Origin of the sequence: Paenibacillus sp. FSL H8-0175 (genome assembly GCF_045040615.1) — a bacterium.
GTDB lineage: Bacteria > Bacillota > Bacilli > Paenibacillales > Paenibacillaceae > Paenibacillus_AQ > Paenibacillus_AQ odorifer.
The window spans coordinates 4,552,602-4,577,765 of record NZ_CP150299.1 but is presented as its reverse complement, the minus strand read 5'-3'; the positions used below and the strand labels follow the sequence as shown (position 1 = coordinate 4,577,765).

The window sequence follows — 25,164 nt, the reverse complement described above, 5'->3', positions numbered from 1 at the left end:
AGGAGGCTCTACATGCTGAAGGAATACAATGTTAAGCAAAGAAAACGATTGGAAATGTATTTCCGCTGTCTTTCCTCTACCTGCATACGTGGTCTCTTAGGGAGATACTATGTGGTTTATGAATTTGATTTCAGTAATGTCTTCTTCAAAAGAGGATTAATCAAAAATGCTTGTGAAAGATGGAATATCGAGGATGCTAACTCCTTTCATCGCCAGATTCGCTGGCTTCTAGAAGATGGCAACCGTGCAGAATATAGATCTTTACATGCTCGTTTAGCCACACTTTCCGAAACCTCACGCAGTAAATATCTTGAGGCACATAAGGATCATGAGGATTTTGTTAATCTGAAGGTTGTTGCACAAGGTATACATCAGTTGCCTTCTGGTGACATTTCTGCTTTTGGGTTAGCTTGGGTAATTTATCTGAGCCGGATTGGTTATGTTGAAGATTATTTGAAGAAGGAAGAAGCCTGGGAATACAAAATAGAAGCCGCAAGGCAGCTACAAGAACGTTATAGCAGTTGGGCGGATTATTATATAGCCTATTCCTTGGGCAGCAAATTTTCATTAGTACAATCCGGCGGTTTAGATAATCTATTTGAGACGGGATTGCAGAAGCTCATGCGAAATAGCAGCATTCTATACAGGGAAGCCGTTTGGGGGCAAAATCTCCAGCCGGAAGCCACTTAGTCCGAACTTAGGTAATTAATACCTATTGATTACCTATTGAATCCCTATCCCATGTTGCTTAAGGACCCAGAGGACGCTATTTGCAAATTTATAGCCCTTTGAGCCGGTTTTCGGACTCCAGTGCAGCTATTCCTTGAGGAAGCGGTCTTTTGTGGTGTTTTTGATGCCAATAGGTGCTATGCGGTCCGTTAGGAATCCAAATGGGGGATAATGCAGCGTATAAGGTCAGCTGTGTCCGATAAGCTGCGTCGTAAGTGCAAATGTGATCCAAGCAAACGAAGTTTAGTAGTTTAGTGTTACAACGCGAGCAAAGGTATCTCCATGGATCAGATCAAAGAGCAAGCTAAAAGTAAAACGCAGCAGTAAGTCCAAACAGTAAACAATAAGACCAAACAGTAAACGATAAGACTAAACAGTAAATAGTAAGACTAAAACTCAACAGCAAGACCAAACAGTAAACAGTAAGAATAAAACCCAGCAGTTAAACCCAACGGTAAAACCCAACAGTATATCCAAAAAAAGAGGGAGTTCCAGCTGCTATAACGTAGCTTTTGGAATTCTCTCTTTTTTGTGATGCCGGATTAATCTTGACAGGATCTAATATTTGTATATAATTGGAATAGACCGACGGTCGGTCAATAGAATGGAGGACGTTTCAGATGAGAATTTCCAAAGAAGCGGAAGAACGTAGAAATGAAATATTGGATACAGCAGAAATGCTGTTTTTTACGAAAGGGTATACCAAAACGACAGTGAATGATGTCTTGCAGGCTATAGGTATTGCGAAGGGAACCTTTTACTATTATTTTAAATCGAAGGAAGAGGTCATGGATGCTGTTGTGCTGCGATTTATTGATGCTGGTGTAGCAGCTGCTAAGCAAATTGCTGCAGATCCTAAGCTGACCGTTCATGAAAAGCTGCTGCAAATCATTATGGCACAAAAGCCGGATACGGACAGAAAAAGCCAAATGATTGAGCAGTTCCATCAGGCTGATAATGCACAGCTGCACCAGAAAAGCTTGGTGGAAACCATTTTGCGGCTAACTCCTGTTTTGACGGAGGTCATTGAGCAGGGTATAGAGGAGGGACTGTTTCACAATCCGTATCCCCGGGAGACGATGGAATTTCTATTGATCACCTCTCAATTTCTTTTTGATGAAGGGATATTCAAGTGGCAGCCTGAGGAAATCATCCAGAAGATAAGAGCTTTTATCTATACGATGGAAATTACGCTAGGGGCGGAGAAAGGTAGCTTCGACTATGTGTTTCAAATGTTTGAGTAGGGGAGAGGGAATATTCTGAACAACAAATCCTTCGGAAATTTTATGATCATTTGGATGGGGGAGTGGATATCCAGTATTGGCAGCGGGTTGACGGCTTTCACCTTAGGGGTCTATGTGTTCCAGATGACGCAGACCGCCTCTAGTGTGGCACTTTTAACCTTATGTGCTTTTCTCCCTTCCATTGTGCTCAGTCCTTTTGGCGGCGTGTTAGCGGATCGGTTTGATCGGCGATTGATGATGATAGCAGGGGATTTGTTGTCTGCTTTTGGACTTATATATGTTCTCATCATCATGCTGCTGGGTGAACCTCATTTATGGCAGATTTGTCTGGGCGTGACGTTTAGTTCGATTTTTGTATCCTTGCTTGAACCTGCCTACAAGGCTACCATTACAGATTTATTAACAGAGGAGCAATTTGCCAAGGCTAGTGGTTTAGTTCAGCTTGCTGCGTCCTCAAAATATCTTCTTTCCCCTATCCTTGCCGGGATTTTGCTTAGCTTTATGGATATAAAAACTATCCTGCTTATAGATATCTCAACCTTTCTAGTTACAGTTCTTGCAGTGATGGCTGTTCGCAGGAATCTACAGACTGAACACAGAGTTCCAACGAATCAGTCGTTTGTAAAAGATTTGAAGGAGGGCTGGGATGCTCTTATTTACACGAAAGGTGTACTGCAGCTTACGATCATTTTGTCTGTCGTTACTTTTTATGTGGGTTTTCTCCAAACCTTATATACGCCTATGCTTTTACCCTTTACGGATACGAAAACTCTAGGCACGGTATTATCTGTAAGTGCTATAGGGATGTTGCTCGGCAGTCTGATTATTGGAGTTTTTAGCATCGATCGTAAATATATCAAAGTATTAGCGCTCGGCCTAGGATTCGCCGGACTGTTTTTTTCTTTGGTGGGTCTGACCACGAATGTTGCTTTTATTACAGCTGCTGGTTTTTTATTTTTTGCAACGTTGCCTTTTGTTAATACCAGTGCTGACGTTATGATTCGCAACCATATCCCAAATGACACACAGGGGCGGGCATGGGGGATCATTGGCATTTTATCACAACTCGGTTATGTGGCTGCGTATGCTTTTGCTGGCATATTGGCTGATCAAGTGTTTAATCCTCTTTTACGAGAGGGAGGTCTACTTGCTTCATCAGTAGGTAAGGTGATAGGCACTGGGGAAGGACGGGGAATCGGCTTATTATTTATCATCTCTGGTTTGCTCATCATTATTATGGCATTTGTGATCCCCAGAATGAAATCAATTCGCTGCCTTGAACGTGAATAATTGAATTCCGTATTAGAGAGGAGAAGGCCCGTCAATGCTGCTACGAATTGTAAAAAGAGACCTTCAACGCAATAAAATCATTACCTTCGGATTATTTGTGTTTATCATGTTATCGGCTTTGCTTGTTGCTTCAGCGTCGCAAGTGATTATAGAATTGTCGGGGTCCTTGAATCAGCTATTGATTAAATCCAAAGCCCCTCATTTCGTGCAGATGCACGCAGGACAAATCGACAGCTCAGCAATCGAGAGCTTTACAGCCGCTAATCCACTGGTGAAAGATCAACAAACCGTAGAGATGCTTAACTTGGATGGATCTAACGTTTATCTAGGCAGTAACCAAGGCTCGGAAGCAAACAGCGTGATGGATATCGGCTTTGTAGAGCAGAACCCTTCATTTGATTTGCTGTTGAATTTAGAGAACAAGGTGATTGAGGTATCGGCAGGAGAAATCGCTGTCCCCATTTATTATATGAAGCAAAAGAATCTGAAAATCGGCGACGTAGTTAGTGTTCTAGGTGAACAGTTCGATAAAAAGTTTGTGATTACTGATTTTGTAAGGGATGTCCAAATGAATCCAGCCATGGTCAGCTCCAAACGTTTTGTCGTAAATGCTGCTGACTTTACAGCGCTTAAACAACAGCTCGGCGAACCTGAATACCTGATTGAATTTCAGCTTACAGATCTATCTAAGCTCAATGATTTCCGCAATGAGTATCAATCCTCAAATCTGCCCAATAAAGGCCCCTCCATTGACTATCCTTTATTTAAAACGCTGAATGCACTGACGGACGGGATTATCGCAGTTGTTATTATTTTGGTAAGTGTTCTGCTGATGCTGATTGCTATTTTATGTCTCAGATTTACGATGATCGCTACCTTGGAAGAGGATTACAGAGAGATAGGTGTCATGAAAGCGATTGGGATCACGCAGCAAGATATTCGCAGCATTTATTTAGCAAAATATATTGTGATGGCAGCCGTCGCCTCTGTATGTGGATATTTACTGTCTTTAGGTGTGGTTCGTTTGTTTACAGCTAATATTACTTTGTATTTGGGCGTTGCTCCTGCCAGTATCCTTCATTATTTTGTTCCTGTCCTGGCGGTAGGTTTGATCTTTGGAGTTGTTGTATTCTTTTGCCGGATGATTCTTAGACGCTTTAATCGCATCACGGTTGTAGAAGCTTTACGGTCAGGTACGAGGGGTGAAGCAAGGATGAACACAAGCAGATTTTCACTTAGCAAGCGTAAATTTGTTAACGTGAATGCTTTTCTCGGGGTAAAAGATGTTTACGGGCGCTTCACCATGTACGGATTATTGTTCTTCGTATTTGTGATCAGTTTGTTTATCGTTCTAGTGCCAGTGAATATATTGAATACCCTTCAGTCTCCCCGGTTTGTTTCTTATATGGGCGTCGGTCAGAGCGATATTCGCATTGATTTGCAGCAATCGAACCAAATAGAGAAGCGTTTTAATGAGATGATAACCAAGCTTGAAAATGACCCGGACATCTCTAAATTTTCTCCACTGATTACTTCTAGATTTAAGGTATTAGGTAGTGATGGTGTATGGGAATCGCTAAATGTTGAAACCGGTGACTTTACTATTTTTCCGCTCTCGTATGTTCATGGAGGAACTCCTAGAAGTGCAAATGAGATCGCTCTTTCTGACCTGAACGCCAAGGAACTGAATAAAAAGGTGGGGGATATCGTTCATTTAGAGGTTGCTGGGGTGGCAAGAAAATTGACCGTTAGCGGGATCTATCAGGATATAACTAATGGTGGCCGAACCGCAAAAGCGCAATTGCCATATGATTCGAAGAAGGTTCTCTGGTATGTAGTAGCTTTGGATGTGAATCCGGGAATTTCCGTCCAGGCAAAAATGGATCAGTACACCAAATTATTTTATCCAGCAAAAATCACTCATCTGCAAAGCTATTTAGCTCAGACATTAGGAAATACAATTCGCCAATTGAAGCTGGTTACAGGCTTATCCATCGTTATCGCATTTTCGATTTCGATATTGATTACCTCTTTATTTCTGAAAATGCTGCTTGCCAAGGATTCTTCGCAAAACGCTATTTTGAGAAGTGTTGGCTTTACGTTAGGAGATATTCGTAGGCAATACCTGGTAAGGATGCTGATAATATCAGGGCTGGGCGTCATTCTTGGTACTTTTGCGGCTAACACTCTCGGGCAAAAAATTGCTCAAACGCTAGGCTCTTTCATGGGGGCTTCTAAGATACAGTTTGTAGTCAATCCGGCGGTAGCCTATCTTATTCTTCCTCTACTTGTCATGCTTATTGTAGCGCTCACCACCGTAACAAGCACGATCTCAATCAGAAAATCCAGTATAGCCAAACTAATTGCCGAATGATAGGAGGTGGCAGAATGTTCATATTAGAGACGAAAGGGTTAAAAAAAAGTTATTCAACAGGGCAAGGAACTCCGCAGTCGATATTAAAGGATGTTCAGCTTCAGGTGTCTCAGGGGGAATTCATAGCTGTCATGGGACCTTCTGGTTCAGGAAAATCAACATTGCTGTATACGATCAGCGGGATGGATAAGTTGACAGAGGGAAGTGTTATTTTTAAAGGGCAGGAGATCAGCGGAGTTTCAGAGAACGAATTAGCCGGTCTGCGCTTAAAGCATATGGGCTTTATTTTTCAGCAAATGCATCTGTTAAAAAACTTGAATATCCGCGACAATATCATCCTGTCTGCTTATCGGGCGAGAACCAGCAGCCGTAGAACTATCAATAAAAGAGCAGCTGAGTTAATGAACAAAACAGGAATATCTGCGCTGGCTGAACGTGATATTACACAGGTGTCAGGAGGACAATTACAAAGAGCAGCAATCTGCAGAGCACTCATTAATCAGCCAGATATATTATTTGGCGATGAGCCAACCGGGGCGCTTAACTCAAAAGCAGCTAGTGAAATCATGGACATATTAGCAGATATTAATCAATCAGGAACAACGCTTATAATCGCCACACATGATGCTAAAGTCGCTGCTCAAGCTGAGCGTGTCTTGTATATGCTAGATGGCAGCATTGCAGCTGAGCAACGGCTTGGAAAATATAATCGCGTAGATGGGGAATTGAAAAGGCGGGAGGAGAAGCTTGCGGCTTGGCTATTAAAGCTGGGGTTCTAATTGGGGATCTAGCGCTGTACGAATGTCAAACAACGTTGTGCAGTTTAATATCTGCCCAGCACTAAAACCTATCCTATATGCAATAATAACCACTCAATGCGAAGGCATAAAACAATTAAAAAAACTATTAACGCACCTCGATCATTGCTGATGCTGGTATAAACCGAACAAAAAAGCAGTTGCCCCGGCACATCCGGATAACAGCAATTGCTTTTTTGTTCACTTACTGATTCTTTAGAAAGCTTACGGCACTACGTAGATATTGGGTTTAGACACAGTGGCCATACCGTTGCCTAGGAAAAATCCTGTGTGCGGAGGTTGATTGTAAGCTGTATTCTGCCAGGCAATGCTTAACCGATATACTGGATCATGCATTAAGGTATATATTTTATTAGTGGTGATGTTCGTAGTTGTATAGATTCGTAGAGCCGAGTTATCGGACTTTCTCCAGATAGCCTCTTCGCGCCAGTCTCCAAGCAGGTCGGCCTGTAGGCTTGGCGTTGCTTTGGTACTATTGTTGGATGCTACGCTCGCTCCGGTTAATAAATTGGTAACGGAGTTGCTTGCAGGGTTCCATTTATCAATCTTGACACCATCCAGCAGTTCGCGGGACAAGTCGCCATCCCACCAGATTCCAAAATTCACAGAAGGCATTGAGCTGCTTATTTTGGTGCCTGTAATGGAGTATAGGCCAACGCCGTGAGCCCATACCTCTTCCCCGGGATAATTGGGATCAATATCGGCAGCCATCCCCCGGCCGGTATCTTTTCCCGTGTATACACCCCATAAGACCGTCCCGTTTGCAGCATCCCATACCGCAGCGCCATAGGGAGAACTAGTATTTTCCATGACTTTAAAAACTTCGAGACCGGGGCGGTTCGGATTTAAATCACCTACATGCAGCGCGTCTCCATGACCCAGCCCTGTATTGTATAAGGTCGCACCGTTATTATCAATGGTTAAGGCACCATAAATGATCTCATCCTTACCATCGTTATCCACATCGGCTACACTTAAGCTATGATTACCTTGACCGGCGGTTCCAGCATTGGTGGAGCTATTGCTATCAAAGGTCCATTTACGGGTCAAAGCACTGCCATTCCAGTCAAAAGCTACAACGACTGTGCGTGTATAATAACCACGTGCCATAATGATGCTTGGATGTACTCCATCCAGATAGGCTACACCTGCTAAAAAGCGGTCTACTCGATTGCCGTAATTGTCACCCCAACTGGATACGGTTCCTCTGGCAGGAACATAATCAATCGTGGTTAAGGCTTTGCCCGTTTGTCCGGAAAATACACTCAGATATTCAGGCCCGGTCAGGATATATCCACTGGAGTTGCGATAATCTGCACTTGTGTTTCCAAGGGTTACGCCAACTCCATCAACTGTACCGTCTGCTGTTTTGCAGACTACTTCGGCTTTACCATCACCATTGAAATCATAGACTAGAAATTGAGTATAATGTGCGCCAGCCCGAATATTTTTACCCAGATCAATTCGCCATAGCCGAGTTCCATTCAGCTTATAGGCATCCAGATAGACGTTGCCTGTATAGCCACTTTGCGAGTTGTCTTTGGAATTGGAAGGATCCCACTTCAACACGATTTCATATTCCCCGTCACCGTCTAAGTCGCCCACGCTGGCATCATTGGCACTATAGGTATAACTTACGCCATCTGGCGTAGTGCCACCTGCCGGAATCTGAATCGGAACGTCCAAATAATTGTTGGCCCATACATTTGCTGCTGGGGAATCTGATTGCTCAATACCGCCGACGATTGCTCGAACTGTATAGCTAGACGAAGTTATGCCAGCGTTATCCTGATAATTCGTGCTGTCCGTGATTGGGGTAACGTTTACTTTTGTACCATTGCGGTATAAATTAAAAGAAACCGACAGTTCTTCTGTTCCGAGTAGCCGCCAGCTCACAAATACACCGCTGGATACCTTCACTGCTACTAGTCCCCGATTTAGCTTTTCCGCTTGCCGGGCAGATGCTGCCGACACAGAGGAAAGAGAGCCAAAAGCTGCCGTCCCTAAGGTAAAGACTAAAAACCAAATGATTACAAGATACCCTGATTGATGTAACCGCTTACTCATTAACGAAGCCTCCTTTTCATTTTTGGTTCACGAGGGTTACACAGGATGTCATAGTGAACAGTACATAATATTTCATAAAGATAAAAATATGTTTTAAATTTACTTGAACCATTTTAAATGAGTACGACTTTACTCACACAGAAAGGAATACATAACATGGAAAATATAAGCTATAATTTAAAATTCGCTACACTTTGTGCCAAATATAATCTGGGTCTGTTGATGAATGAACCTGAACCGATAACAGGCGGACTCTTGCACAGAATGTATCGCCTGCAAACGGATAAAGCGCAATACGCAGTAAAGGCCTTAAATCCTCAAATTATGCAACGAGATACAGCAATGTCCAATTATATTTTTTCTGAAATGGTTGCGAATCTGGCTTATCAAAAGGGAATCCATGCTGTTCCGGCAATCGTATCTAATGGCAGTAGTATGCATGAGGTTGAAGGGCAATTTTATTTATTGTTTCCATGGGTTCAGGGGAAGGCATTACCTTTAGATGAAATAGATTTAGATTGTTGTAAAAAGATTGGGGCAATTCTTGCGCAGCTCCACATCATCGATTTCTCACAGGGAACGGATGATCATCACTTTGAAACGCTTAAAGCGTCTAAGGCTGCAGTTGCCAATTGGAAAGAGCTTGCTCTCAAAGGAGAGCAGCAGGGTGCAGAATGGTCAAGCTTGCTGGCAGATCACCTGCATAAGATAGAGAATTGGGAGTCATTGATTCATTCTTCAACAAGTCTATTGACGAATCATTATGTTATCAGCCATCGGGATTTAGACCCCAAAAATGTCTTGTGGGATGAGCAGAAAGTTCCGATAATAATCGATTGGGAAGCAGCAGGACCTATTCATCCTACGTTAGAGCTGATAGATGTAGCTTTATATTGGTCAGGTTCTGAATCGGGAGATTTAAGCAAAAAGGCATTCTCAAATTTGATTAACAGCTATCTGGAGCATGGCGGAGAGATTTATGCGGATTGGCAGGTTGTGCTCAACTATGGCTTTTTGGGAAAATTAGAATGGTTAGCTTACAATATCAGACGTTCGATAGGACTGGAGAGCTCAGATGATGCAGAACGGGAGCTGGGTACTCGTGAGGTAATCCGTACGATTAATGCATTACACGACTACGCTGATTTTATTCCACAATGTTTATTATGGTTGGGAGATTTAGAGGAAGGTAGTGCCTAATCTATTAAAGGAGAACTTATTTATGAATGTTATTAACGCTACGATGGAAGATATAAATGGATGAGTGTGTTCCGATGGACCGGAAGGGGGTTCACGCCAAAAGTTTAAACTGACTGTACGTTAAAAAGGAGGACTTATGAAGAAGTTTATAGTTATATCTGGCGTCTCGCTATTTTTGCTGGCGATTTCTTTTAACCCATTGTTCAACTATATACGTGAGTACATAATCTCTGATCAAATTAATCAGCGTTATGAGATAAAGCATGCTGAAAAAGAATATAACCCAATAAACGTACAAGAGATAACGGTTGATGATAAGAATATTAAAATCAGGGAAGAAAAAACAGGCAGGAAAGCAGATTTGACCCCATGGGATAAAGAGGAGAAGGTCCCGCCTGGTGATATTGTCAAAGTTCAGTTCTTATTAAATGATCAAAAAATCTCCACCCCTGATGAAATATGGCTATCCAATCGGGACAGAGGCAGCCGATATTTTTCGTGGATAGATATTCTCACAGTAAAGGACCGAAAGACTGGTGAGAATCAAATAAATATAGTCCAAAGACTGACCGACGATAGTCAACCCATGGAAACAAGAAAATGGAAAATCATCACGATTGCACAAGACGGAGAAGTAGACGAAGAGGTTCTCAGCTATGCGCAAAGAAGCAACAATCATTTAGGCGTCAAGCTAATCGAGTTCTCCGGTACCTCCCTTATGGGTATGGGCTATTATTCAGATGTTACTAAGGCCTATCCTAGTATTTTCTTCCCACTCCTATTTCCATTTCTAACTGGAATAGCGGGTCTCCTGTTATTGATTTTTCTGGTTGTTCTATTACTGTTTGAGCTTCATCTTAGACGCGTTATTAGAAAAAGAGGGCGATAAAGAACACAGGATACGTTCTGAAATTACTTGTAGTTTCGAATTACCTTTAATTTAGTGATAGTTGATAAGGCAAACAGCAGCAGTAAGACCCCGATTGAACCCATGACAGGACCAGGGCTGAAGAGATCAGACAAGGATGAGACAGCAGTAAGACCAATGGATGGGGCTACACTCATGATAGAACCTAATACACCGAACACCCTACCCTGGAGGTCTTCTGAAACTTCCAGCCTAAGGATTGTATTAATCAGCAACGTGCAGAATGAGAACATGAAGCCAATTACAAGAATGATAGGAATGGCAATCGCAGCGGAAGTGACGAATGATAACAGGAGGTACAGGGGACCGAGACATAGCAGTCCAGTCATAATAAGAAATCCTCTATTCTTCAATTTGGAGCCGAGCAGTAAGATCAGACCGGATCCGATCATATAACCAAGTGGAATACAGGCTTCAATAAGTCCAAACTGAAAGGGAGTGGAATCCCACACGTTGACGGCCATAACCTGGGTCAACATCAGGGAGGGGACAAAAAATAAGGTTAAGGTAGGAAGCATAATCATAACGGCGCGTGCAAAAGGGTACCTCCAAATATAGCGAATTCCATCGATCAAATCCTGTGTGAATTTCCGTTCCTTCTTGGGCACGTTGTTTAATTGAGTTGGCAAAGGAAGGGAACGGACCGCTAACACGAGCAGAAAGGAGAGGAAGAATGTAGCTCCATCAAATAAAATAGCGTCGGCTGCTCCAAAACTCGCTACGAAAATCCCACCGGCGGAATAACCAATAGTCCGGCAGATGTTTTCAGACAAGTTCAACAGTCCTACCGCTTTTTGTAGATGTTCTTTACCAACAACAGTAGTGATAGAAGCTTGGTATGCCGGGGACTGGAATAAAGCTGAAATGGTCGTAAGACCCGTCAGTATGGCGACGATAATGAACGAAGTAGAGGGCAGGGAAATGGCTAAAGCTAGCGTCACTACGAGACCGCAACTTATCAGATCTGTGATCAGCATGAGGGTTCGACGATTGACCCTATCCGCAAAAGTTCCCCCTATCGATCCGAGCAAAGAACTAAGCAATAAATTGATTATCGTGATGATGGCAATCATTTTGGCGCTGCCGGTCGTTTGCAGTACCCATAAACTTAAAGCAATACTATGAAAAGTGTTACCGAACAAGGAAATGGAGTACGAACTGAGTAGCAGCAGGAATCTCCGATTTCCCCAAAGAGAGGGATGAGCTTGAACAGCAGAGGGAACTTGTTTCACTAATACAGGACCAGGCATAAGTTATGCTCCTTTCAACTTAAACGCTTAAGTGAATAGCAAAAAAAATTATTCTACAAAATAACAATTATTTTCTTGTGCGGAGTAGTCAGAATGATGCAATAATTTGTTCATGAGTTCAAATGCAGTAGCCGCTTTATCCCCTGTGAAAATGAATTTATGAACGTCATCTCCTAATATTTCCGGACAATTGCAGGTGCAAAGAACAGAGAGTTGTTCGAACCTCCCGTTTTTTTCAACGTAACTTCCAATAAACTCATTAATGACAATGGCCTCTTTATAGCCCCCCTCCTGTAAGAATGTATTTAATTCCTCCAAATTGACAACGGTGAATATCGCTTCTTCAGGTAATGGAAGACTGTCCTGAATAAAGCGGGTGAGGAAAGAGTTATTGAAGCTCTCCATAATTAAACATACCTGTGAAAGGTCCTGTGGTTTTACCTTTTGCAGAGCTGCTCGATAGTTGAAAAAGACTTGCTTAAAGAGTTTATCTTCTATCATGCTGTCGATCAGAATCAAAGGAATTCCTTCTACAAAATGCTTGGAGATCGAATAAAAGGCTTCCTCGCGCACATCGATCAGAAATACAGCCTCCAGCTTTCTTTCTACGATAATATCCAAAGAAGGCTGGTCAACATCAAGTGAATATAGCAGCGTATGGTAACCAGCATTTGTTAACCGTTGTTCCAAGGCATGTATAAATGAGAACTGGGCATGGAGCTTCCAGTGTGGGGTATGGGCTGCTGTGTTAACAAGCACACCGACCAATCCTGTTTTCTGATTCGCAAGTGAACGTGCTGCCAGATTCGGTATGTAATGCAGTTCCTCGGCAAGCTGAAGAATCTGCTGGCGCGTTTTCTCAGGAATGGTTTGGTTGCCGACACGATTCAGAACATAGCTCACTGTTGCGACGGAGACATTGGCACGAAGTGCGATGTCCTTCATGGTTGTCTTTTTCACCAGTAAATAGCTCCCTTATCCTTGTGATATTTTCTAAAGATTAACATTCTGATTCTAAAGCGTCAATGGGGGGTGAGTGAGCAGTCAGATGACCCTGTTAAGTAGCTAGAAATGGAAGAATGTAGCCCTTGAGATTCAACTCTGGGAAGATCTGCTTGATAATCGTCTTAAGCTAAATTATACGAAACAAGCTTTATGCAAAAGCTGAAAAAATGCTTATTGACCCAATGGTCATCCTTCCGCTGTATTATTTTTATGCTGGAGTTTTGCATAAACCTAACATTAAAAAAGTAAGCGTAGAGTATGATGGTTCCATATCTTTTTCAAGAGGATATCTAATCTAAAGATTTATAGTAATAAAGATTATGAGGATACTTCCGCAGTTATTGGGAGTGTCCTTTTTGTATGGAATTAAGCACCTTTGTGACCTTTCTTAAAATTTGGGTAAATAAGTATTAAGATCCATGAACCTAAAACGGGCAGCGAGATGAGGTGTTCCTTATGGATACGATTCCGGATGGAGAGGAGTGATCTTTGTGAAACCGCTTCAGATAACGACACAATATTGTGAAAATTTTCACCTGTTTATTAAAATTTTTAATATATAATTAATTTATAATCAAAAACAAGGGGGATTTCAAATGAAGTTATTTAAAATGATGTTAGTAGCAGGCGTCTCGGTTGCAGTCTTGTCTGGTTGTGGTGCGAATAATAATAATGCGACTAATTCGGCGGCTACTACGGCTCCAACTACAGAGCAAACGGATGCAGTTACTACAGCTTCAATCGTAAATCAAGCAGATGCGTTTACCAAGGCTGTAAGTAAAGATGGAAATTGGATTATTGCCATTCTAAATGATGTGACGATTGCCCAAGATGTTGTTGTTGAAGGCGAATTCCATGATAAAGGGGCCGCAGACGGCGACATCTACCGTAAGATTGCTCTTTATGCCCAAGACGCTGATCACAAAGTTACTGCCAATTACACACTCACTGTACCTAAGTTAACTGTACAAAGTGAAAATTTACGAGTTCAAGGCGGAACCATTAAAGGTGATGTTTATGTAGAAGCGAACGGATTTAATCTGCATGAAACCTCGACTATTGATGGAAATCTTTACTTCGCAAACGAAGATGTGAAAGCAACTGCAGGGATTGAAGGTAAAGTGACTGGGGCAACTGAAGTTAAATAAGTTAGTGATGTTTTCGATTAGTTAGATGTAGAAGTTGAAGGACTAAATAGATAGAATTATTCGGATAGGTTCAGGAAAAAGGAATCAGTATGAATGGGCAAACTCATAATGGACTACACCCCATCTAGTTACCATATGAGAGCCGACGGAAGCTTTGAAGTAACAAGTAATGGAGTATTGAAGTGTACAATAGATGGTTTTAACTGTATTTTGTACAACTAAAATGCTCAAAATGCTCGGCCAGTGAAAATAGCTGTATTTAGTACATCTATTTTCTTGATTTAATACTCTACAGGCTATTTCTCTAGTTTTTAATTGTATAGAATACACTTAAAGTTAGAATTAGCCCTTGTGGATATGGAATAAGTGTATAGAATGCAGTTATCTTACAAATTTCACCAAGATAGTGCGTTACAACGGAGTGGGTATCCGAAAGCTACAAATGATTAAGCTTAGCTCGTAACCTACTCAAGCAAACCACCGCAGACCCAAAACACCAGGCAGTGAACCTCCAACGGAGAATCGCTGCCTGGTTGTTTTTTGTGGATGAATATATGAACTATTGTTGATTTTCTTCATATTGACTTATAATATTACTACCACTACTAGGAGGAACACATATGTCTAAGGAGTATTCGCGCACATATATTGAGAGCGTAAAGCTTGAAATGTTAAATAGGTTGGGATTAAAGCAGGTGTTCTTCAAGGAGCAAATAGGGGATAGCCTAATTTTTGAAGCTGTGGGCTTTGATAAAGGGGCAAAACATCGCTTTTGCGTTAGACCAAAGACGAAAACGATTGATGAATTCATTTCAGGCAAATGGATGAAGGTCCGCAGTTTTATAATCAAAAGTGTGGATATTTAATGTTGAACCCTATAAAGGTAGCCCCGTTAATCGGAGTTACCTTTTTATTTTTTGACCCATAGTCATTGATAATGTGAAGTATCTCCATACAGATCAATGGTTGTATTGTTATCAGTTAGGGTTACTTTACATAATGCTGTAGAGAGAATATCCGGTAACTCCCCAATTTCCTGCAATGATTTATTGAGAAAATAAGCCATAATGACTTTTAAAGTCATCCGATGCGTGACGATGAGCACTTCTAGCCCTACGTTATCGTTTATGATGCGCTCCATTGTCGGCACTACTCTTTGTTCAAGCTGCTTGTAAGTTTCACCTGAGGTTAGAGGAATATATAGATCGGGTCTGGTGAAAAAATGGGAATATTGTAAAGGGGATTCTAGTTGTATCTGATCCGTATTCATTCCTTCCCAGCTCCCCATGTTAATTTCCATTAAAGAAACTTGCTGATGAATAGGTAAACTCCGCTTTCCCCGTAAAATCTGCGCAGTATGCAATGCTCTTGGACTAGTACTAGAATAAATTGCGCCTAAGTTTTCTACTTCCAAACGATCTCTTAACCATTCCGCCTGCTGTTCGCCCAAGGCTGTAAGCGCAGAATTTTGATGCCCTTGCATTCGTTTTTGTAAATTCCATTCTGTTTGCCCGTGGCGGGTTAAGTATAATACTGTTTTTGTCATTAACGAGACCTCCCTTATGAATAGTTGTAAGTATAAGATAAATAAATATAAATAAACAATATATAATAGTTAACATCCATAATGTATAGTTATAGTAAAATGGCTGAGGATAAGCGGCGAATACAGATATTATTTTATGAAGTGAGGAAGAGATCACGATGAACTATCATGTATTAAAATTGTTTTATTACGTTGCGATCACAGGTAGTGTGACCAAAGCCTCTGAACGTTTGCATATCAGTCAACCCGCTATATCAGCGCAAATCCGTAAGTTTGAACGGGAGAATCATATTTTATTATTTGAAATTAAAGGAAAGAGGATGGTGCTCACCCCTTTAGGAAAAAGGTTAATCGAACCTCTTGAGAAGTTTTTTGCCATGGGTGATCAAGTCCAGCAAATCATTGAAGACTATCACAAATTTCCTGAGGGGAATCTGCGGATTGCAGGTAATTATTTAGCGACAAGCATCCTCATTCCCCGGTGGGCGTCATTATTCAAACAATCTTTTCCGGAAGTTAACATTCAGATCACTACTACTAATTCTCATGGTGTCATGGAAAAATTAAATAATTTTGAAGCAGACGTGGCGATTTACAGTGATATGGAGTTTCCTTCGCATAATACAGGAGTGTTCGAACATCGGGAGTTATATAGGGACGAGTATGTATTCGTGGTTTCTTCCCATCACCCTATTGCCAATCAGCAGGTTAGTTTTGAAGAAGTGATGTCTGAAGCATTTATTATGAGGGAAGAGGGCAGTGCAGCCAGAGAGCAGCTTGTCCGGTTGTGTGAAGAAAGAAGTGTACAGCAGCCAACGATTGGGCTTCAATTTAATGGAGTGAATGAAGTTATTCAAGCTGTCATTGCCGGTTATGGAATTAGTTATGTATCCGCTTTGTTGGCGAAACCTTATCTTGATCAGGGAACATTAGCTAAAATAGCAGTAGAAAATGTAGTCTCCAAGCATTCGATATGGATGGGCTACAGAAAGAAGGAACTTCAAGAAAGTTATATGCAGTCGTTTATTACGCTCGTTATGAAACAATTAAGTATAAAATAATTTTAGGAAATTAAAGATAATCTCATGGTAAACTATGGATAAAAATATTAGGAGGGGTCATAATGGATCAAATTGTATTCAAACAAATTAAGTTTGTGCGTAGTGTTACTGTGCGTGCTGTCGAGGGACTATCTGAGGGAACTTTGAATAGCATTCCAGAAGGGTTTAATAACAATATCCGATGGAATTTGGGACATATTTATTTGGTGCAAGAGAAGTTTGCCTTTCATTCTGCTCGGGAGCTTATGCAATTGCCGGCAAGCTTTGAACGCTTATTTGCGAAAGGGACTAAACCAGCCGAGTGGAATGAGGAACCGCCAACGCTTGAAGTTTTACTTGAGATGCTTACGGAGCAACCCAAACGGATCCAGGAAGCTTTTCACAATCGCTTAAGTGAGCAAGTAACCCCTCTTACAACAGGAAGTGGATTAACCCTAAATTCAATCGGTGAATTCATAAATTTCACACTTTACCATGAAGGTATGCATTTCAATACAATAAAATTATTAAATCGCTTTGCAGATAAATAAATTCAAATAACAAAAGATATCGATATATAGTTGGTATCTTTTGTTAGCTTTATGATCGAAAAAAAGATTTGTAAATGAAAAGGTTATGTGATAATCTAATTTATGTAATACATGTAACCGGTTACACATTGGGGGGATGAATGAAAAAATGATGACGATCAAAGATGTCGCGAAAATAGCTGGAGTTTCGGTAGCAACAGTCTCACGGGTTATAAATGAATCTGGATATGTGAATATCGATACCCGCAAAAAGGTTGAGGCAGCGATCAAAGAAATGAATTATACCCCTAATGAGGTTGCAAGATCATTGTACAAGCGGAAATCTAAATTAATCGGGCTGCTCTTGCCTGATATTACTAACCCGTTCTTCCCGCAGTTAGCGCGGGGGATAGAGGATCGGATGCAGGAGCAAGGTTATCGGATCATCTTTGGCAATAGTGATGAGAACGAGGACAAAGAGATGGATTATATTCAAACCTTTATCCAAAACAATGTCATTGGCATGATATCGTCAACCAATTTCCCTGAGAGTGACGTTTATTCTAACTTGAAGATTCCGGTCGTATTTCTGGACCGTACTTCTAATGATAGCCCTTCCGTATACGCAGATGGCAAAAAGGGCGGACGTCTTGCAGCACAGGAGATTATCGCACGGGGAAGCAAAAAAATTACAGTGATACAAGGACCGGCGCATATCAAACCTGCACAAGATCGATTTCTTGGGGCGATTGAAGTCCTTAATGAAATGGGAATCAGCTATAATGTGATCGAAACTTCATCCTTCTCCCATACAGTAGCAGAACAATGGGCTGTGGAGTTATTTGATAAATATATAGATACGGATGGCGTAATTGCCAGTAATGATATTGTGGCGACGGCAGTCATTCATGAAGCACATCGTTTAGGTAAAAGAGTGCCGCAGGATCTGCAAATCATCGGATTTGATGATATCCCGCTCAGCAGCTTGTTGTCACCTGCTTTATCCACCATTCGCCAGCCGGCACATGATATGGGTAGAGAAGCAGCGGGTTTACTTATTAAGCTAATTGAGCAAGATAAGGTGGAAGAGAAGATTATTCAACTACCCGTTAGCTTTGTGGAGCGGGAAACTACAAGAAGTAAAGAATAGATGACAACATGAGAAAGGTTGATGAATATGGCTAAGATATGTGTAATTGGCAGCTGTTCAATGGATTTAGTAGTGACTTCGAATAAGCGGCCTCACGCGGGTGAGACTGTGCTTGGAGAACAATTCTCCACCGTTCCGGGCGGTAAGGGGGCGAACCAAGCCGTCGCTGCTGCCCGTCTAGGAGCAGAAGTTACGATGGTTGGTTGTGTAGGTGATGATTTCTATGGTACCGCTATCATGGATAATCTGAAAAAGAATCGCGTTTTTACCGCCAATGTGGAACCGGTTACACATGTCGAAAGTGGGACAGCTCACATCATTTTAGCGGAAGGCGATAACAGCATTATCGTTGTAAAAGGAGCCAATGATTTAGTTACTCCTGCATTGGTTGAACGGGCACTTGATAATATTAAAGGCTCTGACATGGTATTAATCCAACAAGAAATTCCGGAAGAAACGGTGTCTTATGTAAGTAAGATTTGCTATAAATTCAATGTGCCTATGTTGCTTAACCCAGCACCTGCTCGGCCTATCAGTGAAACGATTATAAACAATGCCACCTATTTAACTCCCAATGAACATGAATGTGCAATATTATTTCCTGAGATGAGTACTGCTGAAGCTTTACGCAAATATCCCAATAAGTTATTTATAACCGAGGGCAGCAATGGTGTACGTTATTACGATGGTAAACAGGAAGTTTTAGTTCCCACCTATAAAGTGAATGCTATAGATACCACTGGAGCAGGAGATACTTTTAATGCGGCATTTGCTGTTGCTCTAGCTGAAGGCAAGTCTATTCGTACTAGTGTAAAGTTTGCCAATCGCGCGGCTTCTTTATCCGTCACAAAATTTGGTGCTCAAGGTGGCATGCCAACAAGAGTAGAGGTGGAGGTGAGTCTTTAATTATGAAAAAACAAGGAATCTTAAACAGTCATATTTCCAAAGTGCTTACTGATTTAGGCCACACCGATACGATTGTCATTGCTGATATTGGATTACCCGTTCCATCTGGTGTTCCAAAGATTGATTTAGCGCTTAAATTGGGAGTTCCCAGCTTTCAAGAGATTGTCGAAATCATTTCAGAGGATATGGTCATAGAGAAAGTTATCGTGGCAGAGGAATTAGCAGCAAAAAATAAAGGCACTTCTGAATACTTGAATGACAAATTTAAGGAAATACCTATAGAGGCGATTTCACATGAACAATTTAAATTGTTAACCCAGCATGCGAAGGTCATCATTCGTACGGGGGAAGCTAAGCCGTATGCAAATTGTATTTTACAAGCCGGGGTCTATTTTTGATAAAAAGGGGGTTCAAAGCGTATGCACATTACGATGAAGGATATTTATAAATCTTTTGGGGCTAACCGTGTGTTGACGGGTGTGGATTTTGAGCTGAAGGATGGTGAAGTTCATGCCCTAATGGGAGAGAATGGTGCAGGAAAGTCTACTCTGATGAACATTTTGATTGGACTGCATCAGCGTGATCAAGGAACCATTAGTATAGATGGTCAGGAAACATACTTTAACAATCCCAAAGAGGCTGAACGTTATGGTATCGCTTTTATCCATCAGGAGTTGAATGTGTGGCCGGATATGACAGTTCTAGATAATCTGTTTATTGGTAAGGAACGAACCTCCAAACTAGGGATCTTAAATATGAAAGAAATGAAAGCGTTAGCAAATGAACAGTTTCGTAAGCTCTCCGTAACGATTCCCTTAAATCAAGAGGCGGGGGAATGTTCGGTAGGGGAGAAACAGATGATTGAGATTGCAAAAGCGCTTATGACTCATGCAAAAGTTATCGTCATGGACGAACCGACAGCGGCATTAACCGAACGGGAAATCCAGAAATTGTTCGAAGTCATAACTTCCCTTAAAAAGGAAGGCGTCTCCATCGTGTATATTTCGCACCGGATGGAAGAGATTTTTACGATATGTGACCGAATAACGGTCATGCGAGATGGGAAAACAGTAGACACGAAGCCCATTCCAGAGACTAACTTCGATGATGTAGTTCGGAAGATGGTAGGGCGTGAATTAACCGACCGGTTTCCTGAGCGTACCTCCAAACCCGGAGAGGTTGTTCTTGAAGTTAAAAATGCTACGAAAAAAGGGCAATTTAAAGATGTTAATTTCTCCGTTCGTTCGGGTGAGATCTTAGGTTTCTCAGGATTAATGGGATCTGGACGAACAGAAATGATGAGAACCTTATTCGGATTGGAATCGTTAGACCGTGGAGAAATTATGGTGCGGGGAGAAAAGGTCACGATTCGAAATCCCAATGATGCGATGAAGGCGGGGATAGGATTCGTTACGGAGGACCGTAAAGATGAAGGGTTAGTGCTTGATTTCTCTATTCGAGACAATATGGTGCTTACAAATTTATATAGCTTCGCTCCTAAGGGTGTAATCAATGATAAAAAAGAACAAGAATTTGTAGACATACTTATCAAGCGGCTGCACATCAAGACACAGTCTTCCTCCACTTTAGTCCGGAATTTATCCGGGGGGAATCAACAAAAGGTGGTCATCGCCAAATGGATTGGGATCGGCCTAAGTGTGCTTATCCTCGATGAACCTACGCGTGGAGTGGACGTAGGAGCTAAACGGGAGATCTATCAGCTCATGAACGAATTAACAGAGCGTGGAGTCGCCATTATCATGGTATCGTCAGAGCTTCCTGAAGTCTTAGGAATGAGCGACCGGATCGTAGTGGTTCATGAAGGGGAAATTAGTGGAGAGCTATCACAACAAGAAGCTACGCAAGAAAAAATCATGACGTTAGCTACAGGGGGGCAATAGTAATGACAACTATCAAAGGTGAGAGAGAAAATAAAGGTTTTCAAATCGGGCAAATTACACAGAAGCTAGGTCCATTACTAGGGCTGATTATTCTAATTGTTATCGTTACGGTGTTGAACCCAAGCTTTATGGAGCCCCTTAATATCCTGAACTTGCTTAGACAAGTTGCCATAAATGCGCTTATCGCTTTTGGGATGACCTTTGTTATTCTAACGGGTGGTATCGATTTATCGGTGGGTTCTATTCTAGCCCTATCCAGTGCCTTCACCGCTAACCTGATGTTGTCTGGTTGGGATCCTGTCTTAGCCATTATTGTAGGTTGTTTAGCGGGTGGCGTGATGGGGATGGTCAACGGACTGATGATTACAAAAGGTAAAATGGCGCCATTTATCGCTACGTTGGCGACCATGACGATTTTCCGGGGATTAACACTTGTATACACAGACGGAAATCCGATCACAGGTCTCGGAGACAGCATGACCTTCCAATTGTTTGGCCGTGGATATTTACTAGGAATACCTGTACCTGCTATAACAATGATCATCGTCTTCGCAGTCTTATGGGTTGTATTGCACAAAACTCCATTTGGCCGTAAAACCTATGCCATTGGTGGTAATGAAAAAGCATCTATTATTTCAGGGATTAAAGTCGACCGCATTAAAATAATGATCTATTCATTGACCGGTATGTTGTCCGCATTGGCAGGAGCGATCCTGACTTCCAGATTGAACTCCGCGCAACCCACAGCAGGCACATCTTATGAGTTGGATGCTATCGCAGCTGTAGTATTAGGCGGTACGAGCTTAACTGGTGGTCGTGGACGTATCGTGGGCACATTGATTGGTGCACTGATTATCGGGATTTTGAACAATGGATTGAACTTGCTCGGCGTATCTTCTTTTTACCAAATGGTGGTCAAAGGGATCGTTATTGCCATTGCCGTACTCATAGACCGTAAGAAAGCCGTATAAGGGGGATTCCAACATGAAAAAGTTAACTTTGATTCTTACTTCCTTACTATTAATTCTCATGACAGGTTGTTCCTTGGAGCCTCCAGAGTGGGCTAAGCCTAGCAGTGGTGGAAGCATGGAGAACATGAAGATTGGATTATCCATATCTACATTGAATAACCCCTTCTTTGTATCCGTTAAAGATGGTGTTTTGGCCGAGGCTAAGAAGCAAGGCTTGGAAGTCCTTGTCATTGATGCCCAAAATGATTCTGCTAAACAAAGTAATGACGTCGAAGATTTGATGCAAAAAGGTGTGAATGCGTTATTGATCAATCCAGTGGATTCATCAGCGATCTCGACGGTAGTGCAAACAGCTAACAGTTTAAATATTCCCGTCGTTACGTTGGACCGTTCCGCAGATCAAGGGGATATCAAAGCTCTTGTTGCCTCTGACAATGTAAAGGGTGGCTCTATGGCAGCAGAATATATTGTAGAGCAGCTTGGGAAAGGTGCAAAGGTCATCGAGTTAGAAGGATCCCCAGGAGCTTCAGCGACTCGGGAACGCGGTAAGGGATTCCATGAGATTGCGGACAGCCAGCTAGAGGTCATTGCTAAGCAAACAGCTGATTTCGACCGTACGAAAGGGCTGACCGTTATGGAGAACCTTCTACAAGGAAATCCTGGCGTACAAGCAGTTTTCGCTCATAATGATGAAATGGCGCTAGGTGCTATTGAAGCCATTCAAAGTTCAGGCAAGAATATCCCTGTGATTGGTTTTGATGGAAATGAAGATGCACTTAAATCCATCGAAGCTGGTAAATTAACAGGAACCGTTGCGCAGCAGCCTGAATTAATTGGCCAACTAGCCATTCAAGCCGCTAAGGATGTATTAGAAGGCAAAACCGTAGAGAAGCTGATTGCGGCACCGCTTAAACTAGTTGTTAAAGAGTCAAAATAATAATCATTATAGAAAAAGACTGCGCTCACCGATTTGGTGAGCACAGTCTTTTTTGCTATACATTGCAGCTTATTCTTCAATAACTCTATCCGGTAGCTGTGTAACATAACTGTCTGACAAATGGAGTAGCTGTAAGGCACGCTTGAATTCGTCTTCTGTGGATTGCAGAGGTTGGTTGCCGTTACCAGATAAAGTATAATGCTGGCCATCCTCGAAGCCACTGCCGGATAAGAAGAGCTCTTCGTTATTTACGAAAGATCCTGTAGGCAAGTAATACCGTTGTGGTAGTAAGTTATAAGTTGATTGATTCAAGAGATCTTGTCCGAAATGAATATGATCTGCAAGAGAGACACCCAATAAATTAGATACGGTAGGTAAAATATCCACTTGCCCGCCTAGCTGTTCTTTTACACTAGGAGTTGTAATCCCTGTTGCTGACATGATCAACGGAATATTAATCAATTCACGTTCCGAATATTCATGGCCGAGAATCTCTTCCAGTAGGAGATGATCATCCTCTTTTAGAGAGAAGATAGGCAGTCCACGATGATCCCCGTACAATACGATCAAGCTGTTATCCCACACACCGTTTTGTTTGAGCTCATCGATAAAAAGTCCCAGCGCATAATCAGCATAATTCTGAGCCCGAATATAATCGCCAACAAGCGTTCCTTCGAATCGCTCTGGAAGTGTCATTTTGTATTTATCCTCTGGGATGGAGAACGGATTATGAGATGACATCGAAATTACATGGGAGTAGAAAGGTTGCTCATTCTGATCCATTCTTGCCAGCTCTGCAGCTGTTTTTTCATACAAAACTTCATCAGAAGCGCCATAGAATACTGTGTCTTCTTCTCCGAAGTAAGTTTTATCATAATAACGATTGAATCCCAAAGCACTATAAAGCTCACCACGGTTCCAAAAGTCGACTTCGTTCGTATGGAATGTTGCCGTATCGTAACCTTGTGCTTGCAGCAGCTTGGGTAAGCTTGGAAGCTCTTTAGGAGCGTACATTTGGGTAGCTGGACCATCAGGGGGTACATAAAAAGAAGTGTTCACAATAAACTCTGCATCTGAAGTGTTGCCTTGTCCAACCTGCTGGTAGAAACGCGGGAAGTAGAAGCTGCTGGCGGCAAGCTTGTTCATATTTGGTGTGATTTCTTGTCCATCAATCTTTAGATTGATTAAGAAGTTCTGGAAAGACTCCATTTGCAGAATGATTAGATTTTTTCCTTTGGCGGCTCCAAATAAAACCGGATTAGAGATAGCTTGAATTCCTTTGGTTTTATCAATAGTGGATTGCGTAATCTCAGAAACGTCAATTTGTTCTTCCTCTTGATCAGCTAGGAGAGAGTAGGCTTCATAATTAAGAATGCCCATTTGTTCCGCTTTAATCGTTTCGTTCATACTGGCACGGTTTGGAAAAATATTCATTGCACAAATGATGATGGAAATACAGAACAGGACTGCCACCGCTTTACGGTTACTTTTGCGCGACATGGCTTTTTTCCAATCCAGCGCTTTCTGTTTTCTAAACATCACCAAGCTGATGACAATGATATCCACAAAGATAAGCATATATTGAGGACGAAGGACCGAAAATATACTTTTCTTTACGGCTCCCACTTGTTTGACCTGATCTAATACTTGCGAAGTAGCAATGATGCCAAAATGATTATGATATACAATTAATGAGAAAAATAGAGTAGTAATCAATACATTGACAAGCATGTAAATTGCAATTTTTCGTTTCGTAGCGAACCATTCAATCAAGCAAAAGACTAGAAGTACAAAAGGGATTTCTTTAAGCCAAGTGGTCCAAGTAGGGCCATCTTCAAATAGAAAATACCAGGCAAAATAGCTTTTCACAAGCATAATGAGAGAGAAGAATAGCAGGGATCTTTTACTAAGTGTACGAGGTTCTTTAAACGGCATTGCTTATGCCCATCCTTTTCTTTTTAGATTAGTTCATTCTATTACATTGAAGCGTTTAAAATCAACTAGATTTGGGTATGTCTGAGTGAAATTTTCCTGAATATTACAGTTTAGGTGGATTGAATAGTTCACGATATATAAAAATTTTTTATGAAGATGAACTTTTTATAGTGCTCCTGACTCATATAGGGGAGA

At 41.6% G+C, this 25,164-nt stretch carries 22 protein-coding genes; 17 read left to right on the top strand and 5 right to left on the bottom strand.

Going from position 1 to position 25,164, the window contains the following annotated elements:
• The first annotated feature begins 12 nt into the window (after window positions 1–12).
• The 5 genes from MHH46_RS20410 (at window position 13) to MHH46_RS20390 (ending at window position 6,416) form a co-directional block, all read left to right on the top strand.
• The gene (locus MHH46_RS20410; RefSeq protein WP_051491590.1) at window positions 13–690 is read left to right on the top strand and encodes a DUF1266 domain-containing protein; all 678 of its coding nucleotides are present in this window, start codon (window positions 13–15) and stop codon (window positions 688–690) included.
• Between the two features lie 659 nt (window positions 691–1,349).
• Window positions 1,350–1,973 (top strand): TetR/AcrR family transcriptional regulator, encoded by a 624-nt coding sequence (locus MHH46_RS20405; RefSeq protein WP_076129871.1) that lies wholly within the window; start codon window positions 1,350–1,352, stop codon window positions 1,971–1,973.
• Between the two features lie 42 nt (window positions 1,974–2,015).
• Window positions 2,016–3,263 carry an MFS transporter gene (locus tag MHH46_RS20400; protein WP_175623566.1) on the top strand — a complete coding sequence of 416 codons (1,248 nt, stop codon included), beginning with the start codon at window positions 2,016–2,018 and terminating at the stop codon, window positions 3,261–3,263.
• Window positions 3,264–3,297: 34 nt separating this feature from the next.
• Window positions 3,298–5,637 carry an ABC transporter permease gene (locus tag MHH46_RS20395; protein WP_076190590.1) on the top strand — a complete coding sequence of 780 codons (2,340 nt, stop codon included), beginning with the start codon at window positions 3,298–3,300 and terminating at the stop codon, window positions 5,635–5,637.
• Between the two features lie 14 nt (window positions 5,638–5,651).
• The gene (locus tag MHH46_RS20390) at window positions 5,652–6,416 is read left to right on the top strand and encodes an ABC transporter ATP-binding protein (protein ID WP_076129868.1); all 765 of its coding nucleotides are present in this window, start codon (window positions 5,652–5,654) and stop codon (window positions 6,414–6,416) included.
• Between the two features lie 243 nt (window positions 6,417–6,659).
• Here the strand turns inward: MHH46_RS20390 and MHH46_RS20385 are convergent, their stop codons facing one another.
• Window positions 6,660–8,522, bottom strand: a complete 1,863-nt coding sequence (locus MHH46_RS20385) for a rhamnogalacturonan lyase (RefSeq protein ID WP_179086269.1) — start codon at window positions 8,520–8,522, stop codon at window positions 6,660–6,662.
• A 156-nt stretch (window positions 8,523–8,678) separates the two neighbouring features.
• On the opposite strand from MHH46_RS20385, the gene MHH46_RS20380 reads away from it, so the two are divergent.
• Both MHH46_RS20380 and MHH46_RS20375 read left to right on the top strand, forming a co-directional pair.
• Complete coding sequence (locus MHH46_RS20380; RefSeq protein WP_076190592.1) at window positions 8,679–9,722, top strand: phosphotransferase; 1,044 nt, start codon at window positions 8,679–8,681, stop codon at window positions 9,720–9,722.
• Window positions 9,723–9,858: 136 nt separating this feature from the next.
• Window positions 9,859–10,611, top strand: a complete 753-nt coding sequence (locus MHH46_RS20375) for a hypothetical protein (RefSeq protein WP_076190594.1) — start codon at window positions 9,859–9,861, stop codon at window positions 10,609–10,611.
• Window positions 10,612–10,634: 23 nt separating this feature from the next.
• On the opposite strand, the gene MHH46_RS20370 is transcribed toward MHH46_RS20375, so the two are convergent.
• Window positions 10,635–11,900, bottom strand: coding sequence for an MFS transporter (locus tag MHH46_RS20370; protein ID WP_076190596.1), 1,266 nt, complete (start codon window positions 11,898–11,900; stop codon window positions 10,635–10,637).
• 48 nt (window positions 11,901–11,948) lie between these two features.
• Complete coding sequence (locus tag MHH46_RS20365; protein WP_076190598.1) at window positions 11,949–12,860, bottom strand: LacI family DNA-binding transcriptional regulator; 912 nt, start codon at window positions 12,858–12,860, stop codon at window positions 11,949–11,951.
• A 641-nt stretch (window positions 12,861–13,501) separates the two neighbouring features.
• Between MHH46_RS20365 and MHH46_RS20360 the strand changes: the two genes are divergently transcribed.
• Together MHH46_RS20360 and MHH46_RS20355 are read left to right on the top strand one after the other, a co-directional pair.
• Entirely contained in the window at window positions 13,502–14,053 is a 552-nt protein-coding gene (locus tag MHH46_RS20360; protein ID WP_076183054.1) for a polymer-forming cytoskeletal protein, read from the top strand.
• Between the two features lie 620 nt (window positions 14,054–14,673).
• Window positions 14,674–14,919 (top strand): hypothetical protein, encoded by a 246-nt coding sequence (locus tag MHH46_RS20355; protein WP_036688955.1) that lies wholly within the window; start codon window positions 14,674–14,676, stop codon window positions 14,917–14,919.
• 62 nt (window positions 14,920–14,981) lie between these two features.
• Here the strand turns inward: MHH46_RS20355 and MHH46_RS20350 are convergent, their stop codons facing one another.
• Window positions 14,982–15,599, bottom strand: a complete 618-nt coding sequence (locus MHH46_RS20350; protein WP_076190600.1) for a histidine phosphatase family protein — start codon at window positions 15,597–15,599, stop codon at window positions 14,982–14,984.
• 158 nt (window positions 15,600–15,757) lie between these two features.
• Between MHH46_RS20350 and MHH46_RS20345 the strand changes: the two genes are divergently transcribed.
• The 8 genes from MHH46_RS20345 to rbsB all read left to right on the top strand — a co-directional run bounded on the left by MHH46_RS20345 (window position 15,758) and on the right by rbsB (window position 23,034).
• Complete coding sequence (locus tag MHH46_RS20345; RefSeq protein ID WP_076183050.1) at window positions 15,758–16,660, top strand: LysR family transcriptional regulator; 903 nt, start codon at window positions 15,758–15,760, stop codon at window positions 16,658–16,660.
• 62 nt (window positions 16,661–16,722) lie between these two features.
• On the top strand, window positions 16,723–17,190 hold the full coding sequence (locus tag MHH46_RS20340) for a DinB family protein (RefSeq protein WP_076127369.1): 468 nt from the start codon (window positions 16,723–16,725) through the stop codon (window positions 17,188–17,190).
• A 148-nt stretch (window positions 17,191–17,338) separates the two neighbouring features.
• Complete coding sequence (locus MHH46_RS20335; RefSeq protein WP_076127368.1) at window positions 17,339–18,319, top strand: LacI family DNA-binding transcriptional regulator; 981 nt, start codon at window positions 17,339–17,341, stop codon at window positions 18,317–18,319.
• A gap of 27 nt (window positions 18,320–18,346) precedes the next feature.
• Entirely contained in the window at window positions 18,347–19,225 is an 879-nt protein-coding gene (rbsK, locus tag MHH46_RS20330; RefSeq protein ID WP_076191023.1) for a ribokinase, read from the top strand.
• A gap of 2 nt (window positions 19,226–19,227) precedes the next feature.
• Window positions 19,228–19,623: a D-ribose pyranase gene (gene rbsD, locus MHH46_RS20325; RefSeq protein ID WP_076127366.1), complete on the top strand. Its 396-nt coding sequence runs from the start codon at window positions 19,228–19,230 to the stop codon at window positions 19,621–19,623.
• Between the two features lie 21 nt (window positions 19,624–19,644).
• The gene (locus MHH46_RS20320; RefSeq protein WP_076190602.1) at window positions 19,645–21,126 is read left to right on the top strand and encodes a sugar ABC transporter ATP-binding protein; all 1,482 of its coding nucleotides are present in this window, start codon (window positions 19,645–19,647) and stop codon (window positions 21,124–21,126) included.
• Window positions 21,127–21,128: 2 nt separating this feature from the next.
• Window positions 21,129–22,097, top strand: a complete 969-nt coding sequence (locus tag MHH46_RS20315) for an ABC transporter permease subunit (RefSeq protein ID WP_076127362.1) — start codon at window positions 21,129–21,131, stop codon at window positions 22,095–22,097.
• Between the two features lie 13 nt (window positions 22,098–22,110).
• On the top strand, window positions 22,111–23,034 hold the full coding sequence (gene rbsB / locus MHH46_RS20310) for a ribose ABC transporter substrate-binding protein RbsB (RefSeq protein ID WP_076127360.1): 924 nt from the start codon (window positions 22,111–22,113) through the stop codon (window positions 23,032–23,034).
• Window positions 23,035–23,103: 69 nt separating this feature from the next.
• On the opposite strand, the gene MHH46_RS20305 is transcribed toward rbsB, so the two are convergent.
• On the bottom strand, window positions 23,104–24,969 hold the full coding sequence (locus MHH46_RS20305) for an LTA synthase family protein (protein ID WP_076190604.1): 1,866 nt from the start codon (window positions 24,967–24,969) through the stop codon (window positions 23,104–23,106).
• Window positions 24,970–25,164: the final 195 nt, after the last annotated feature.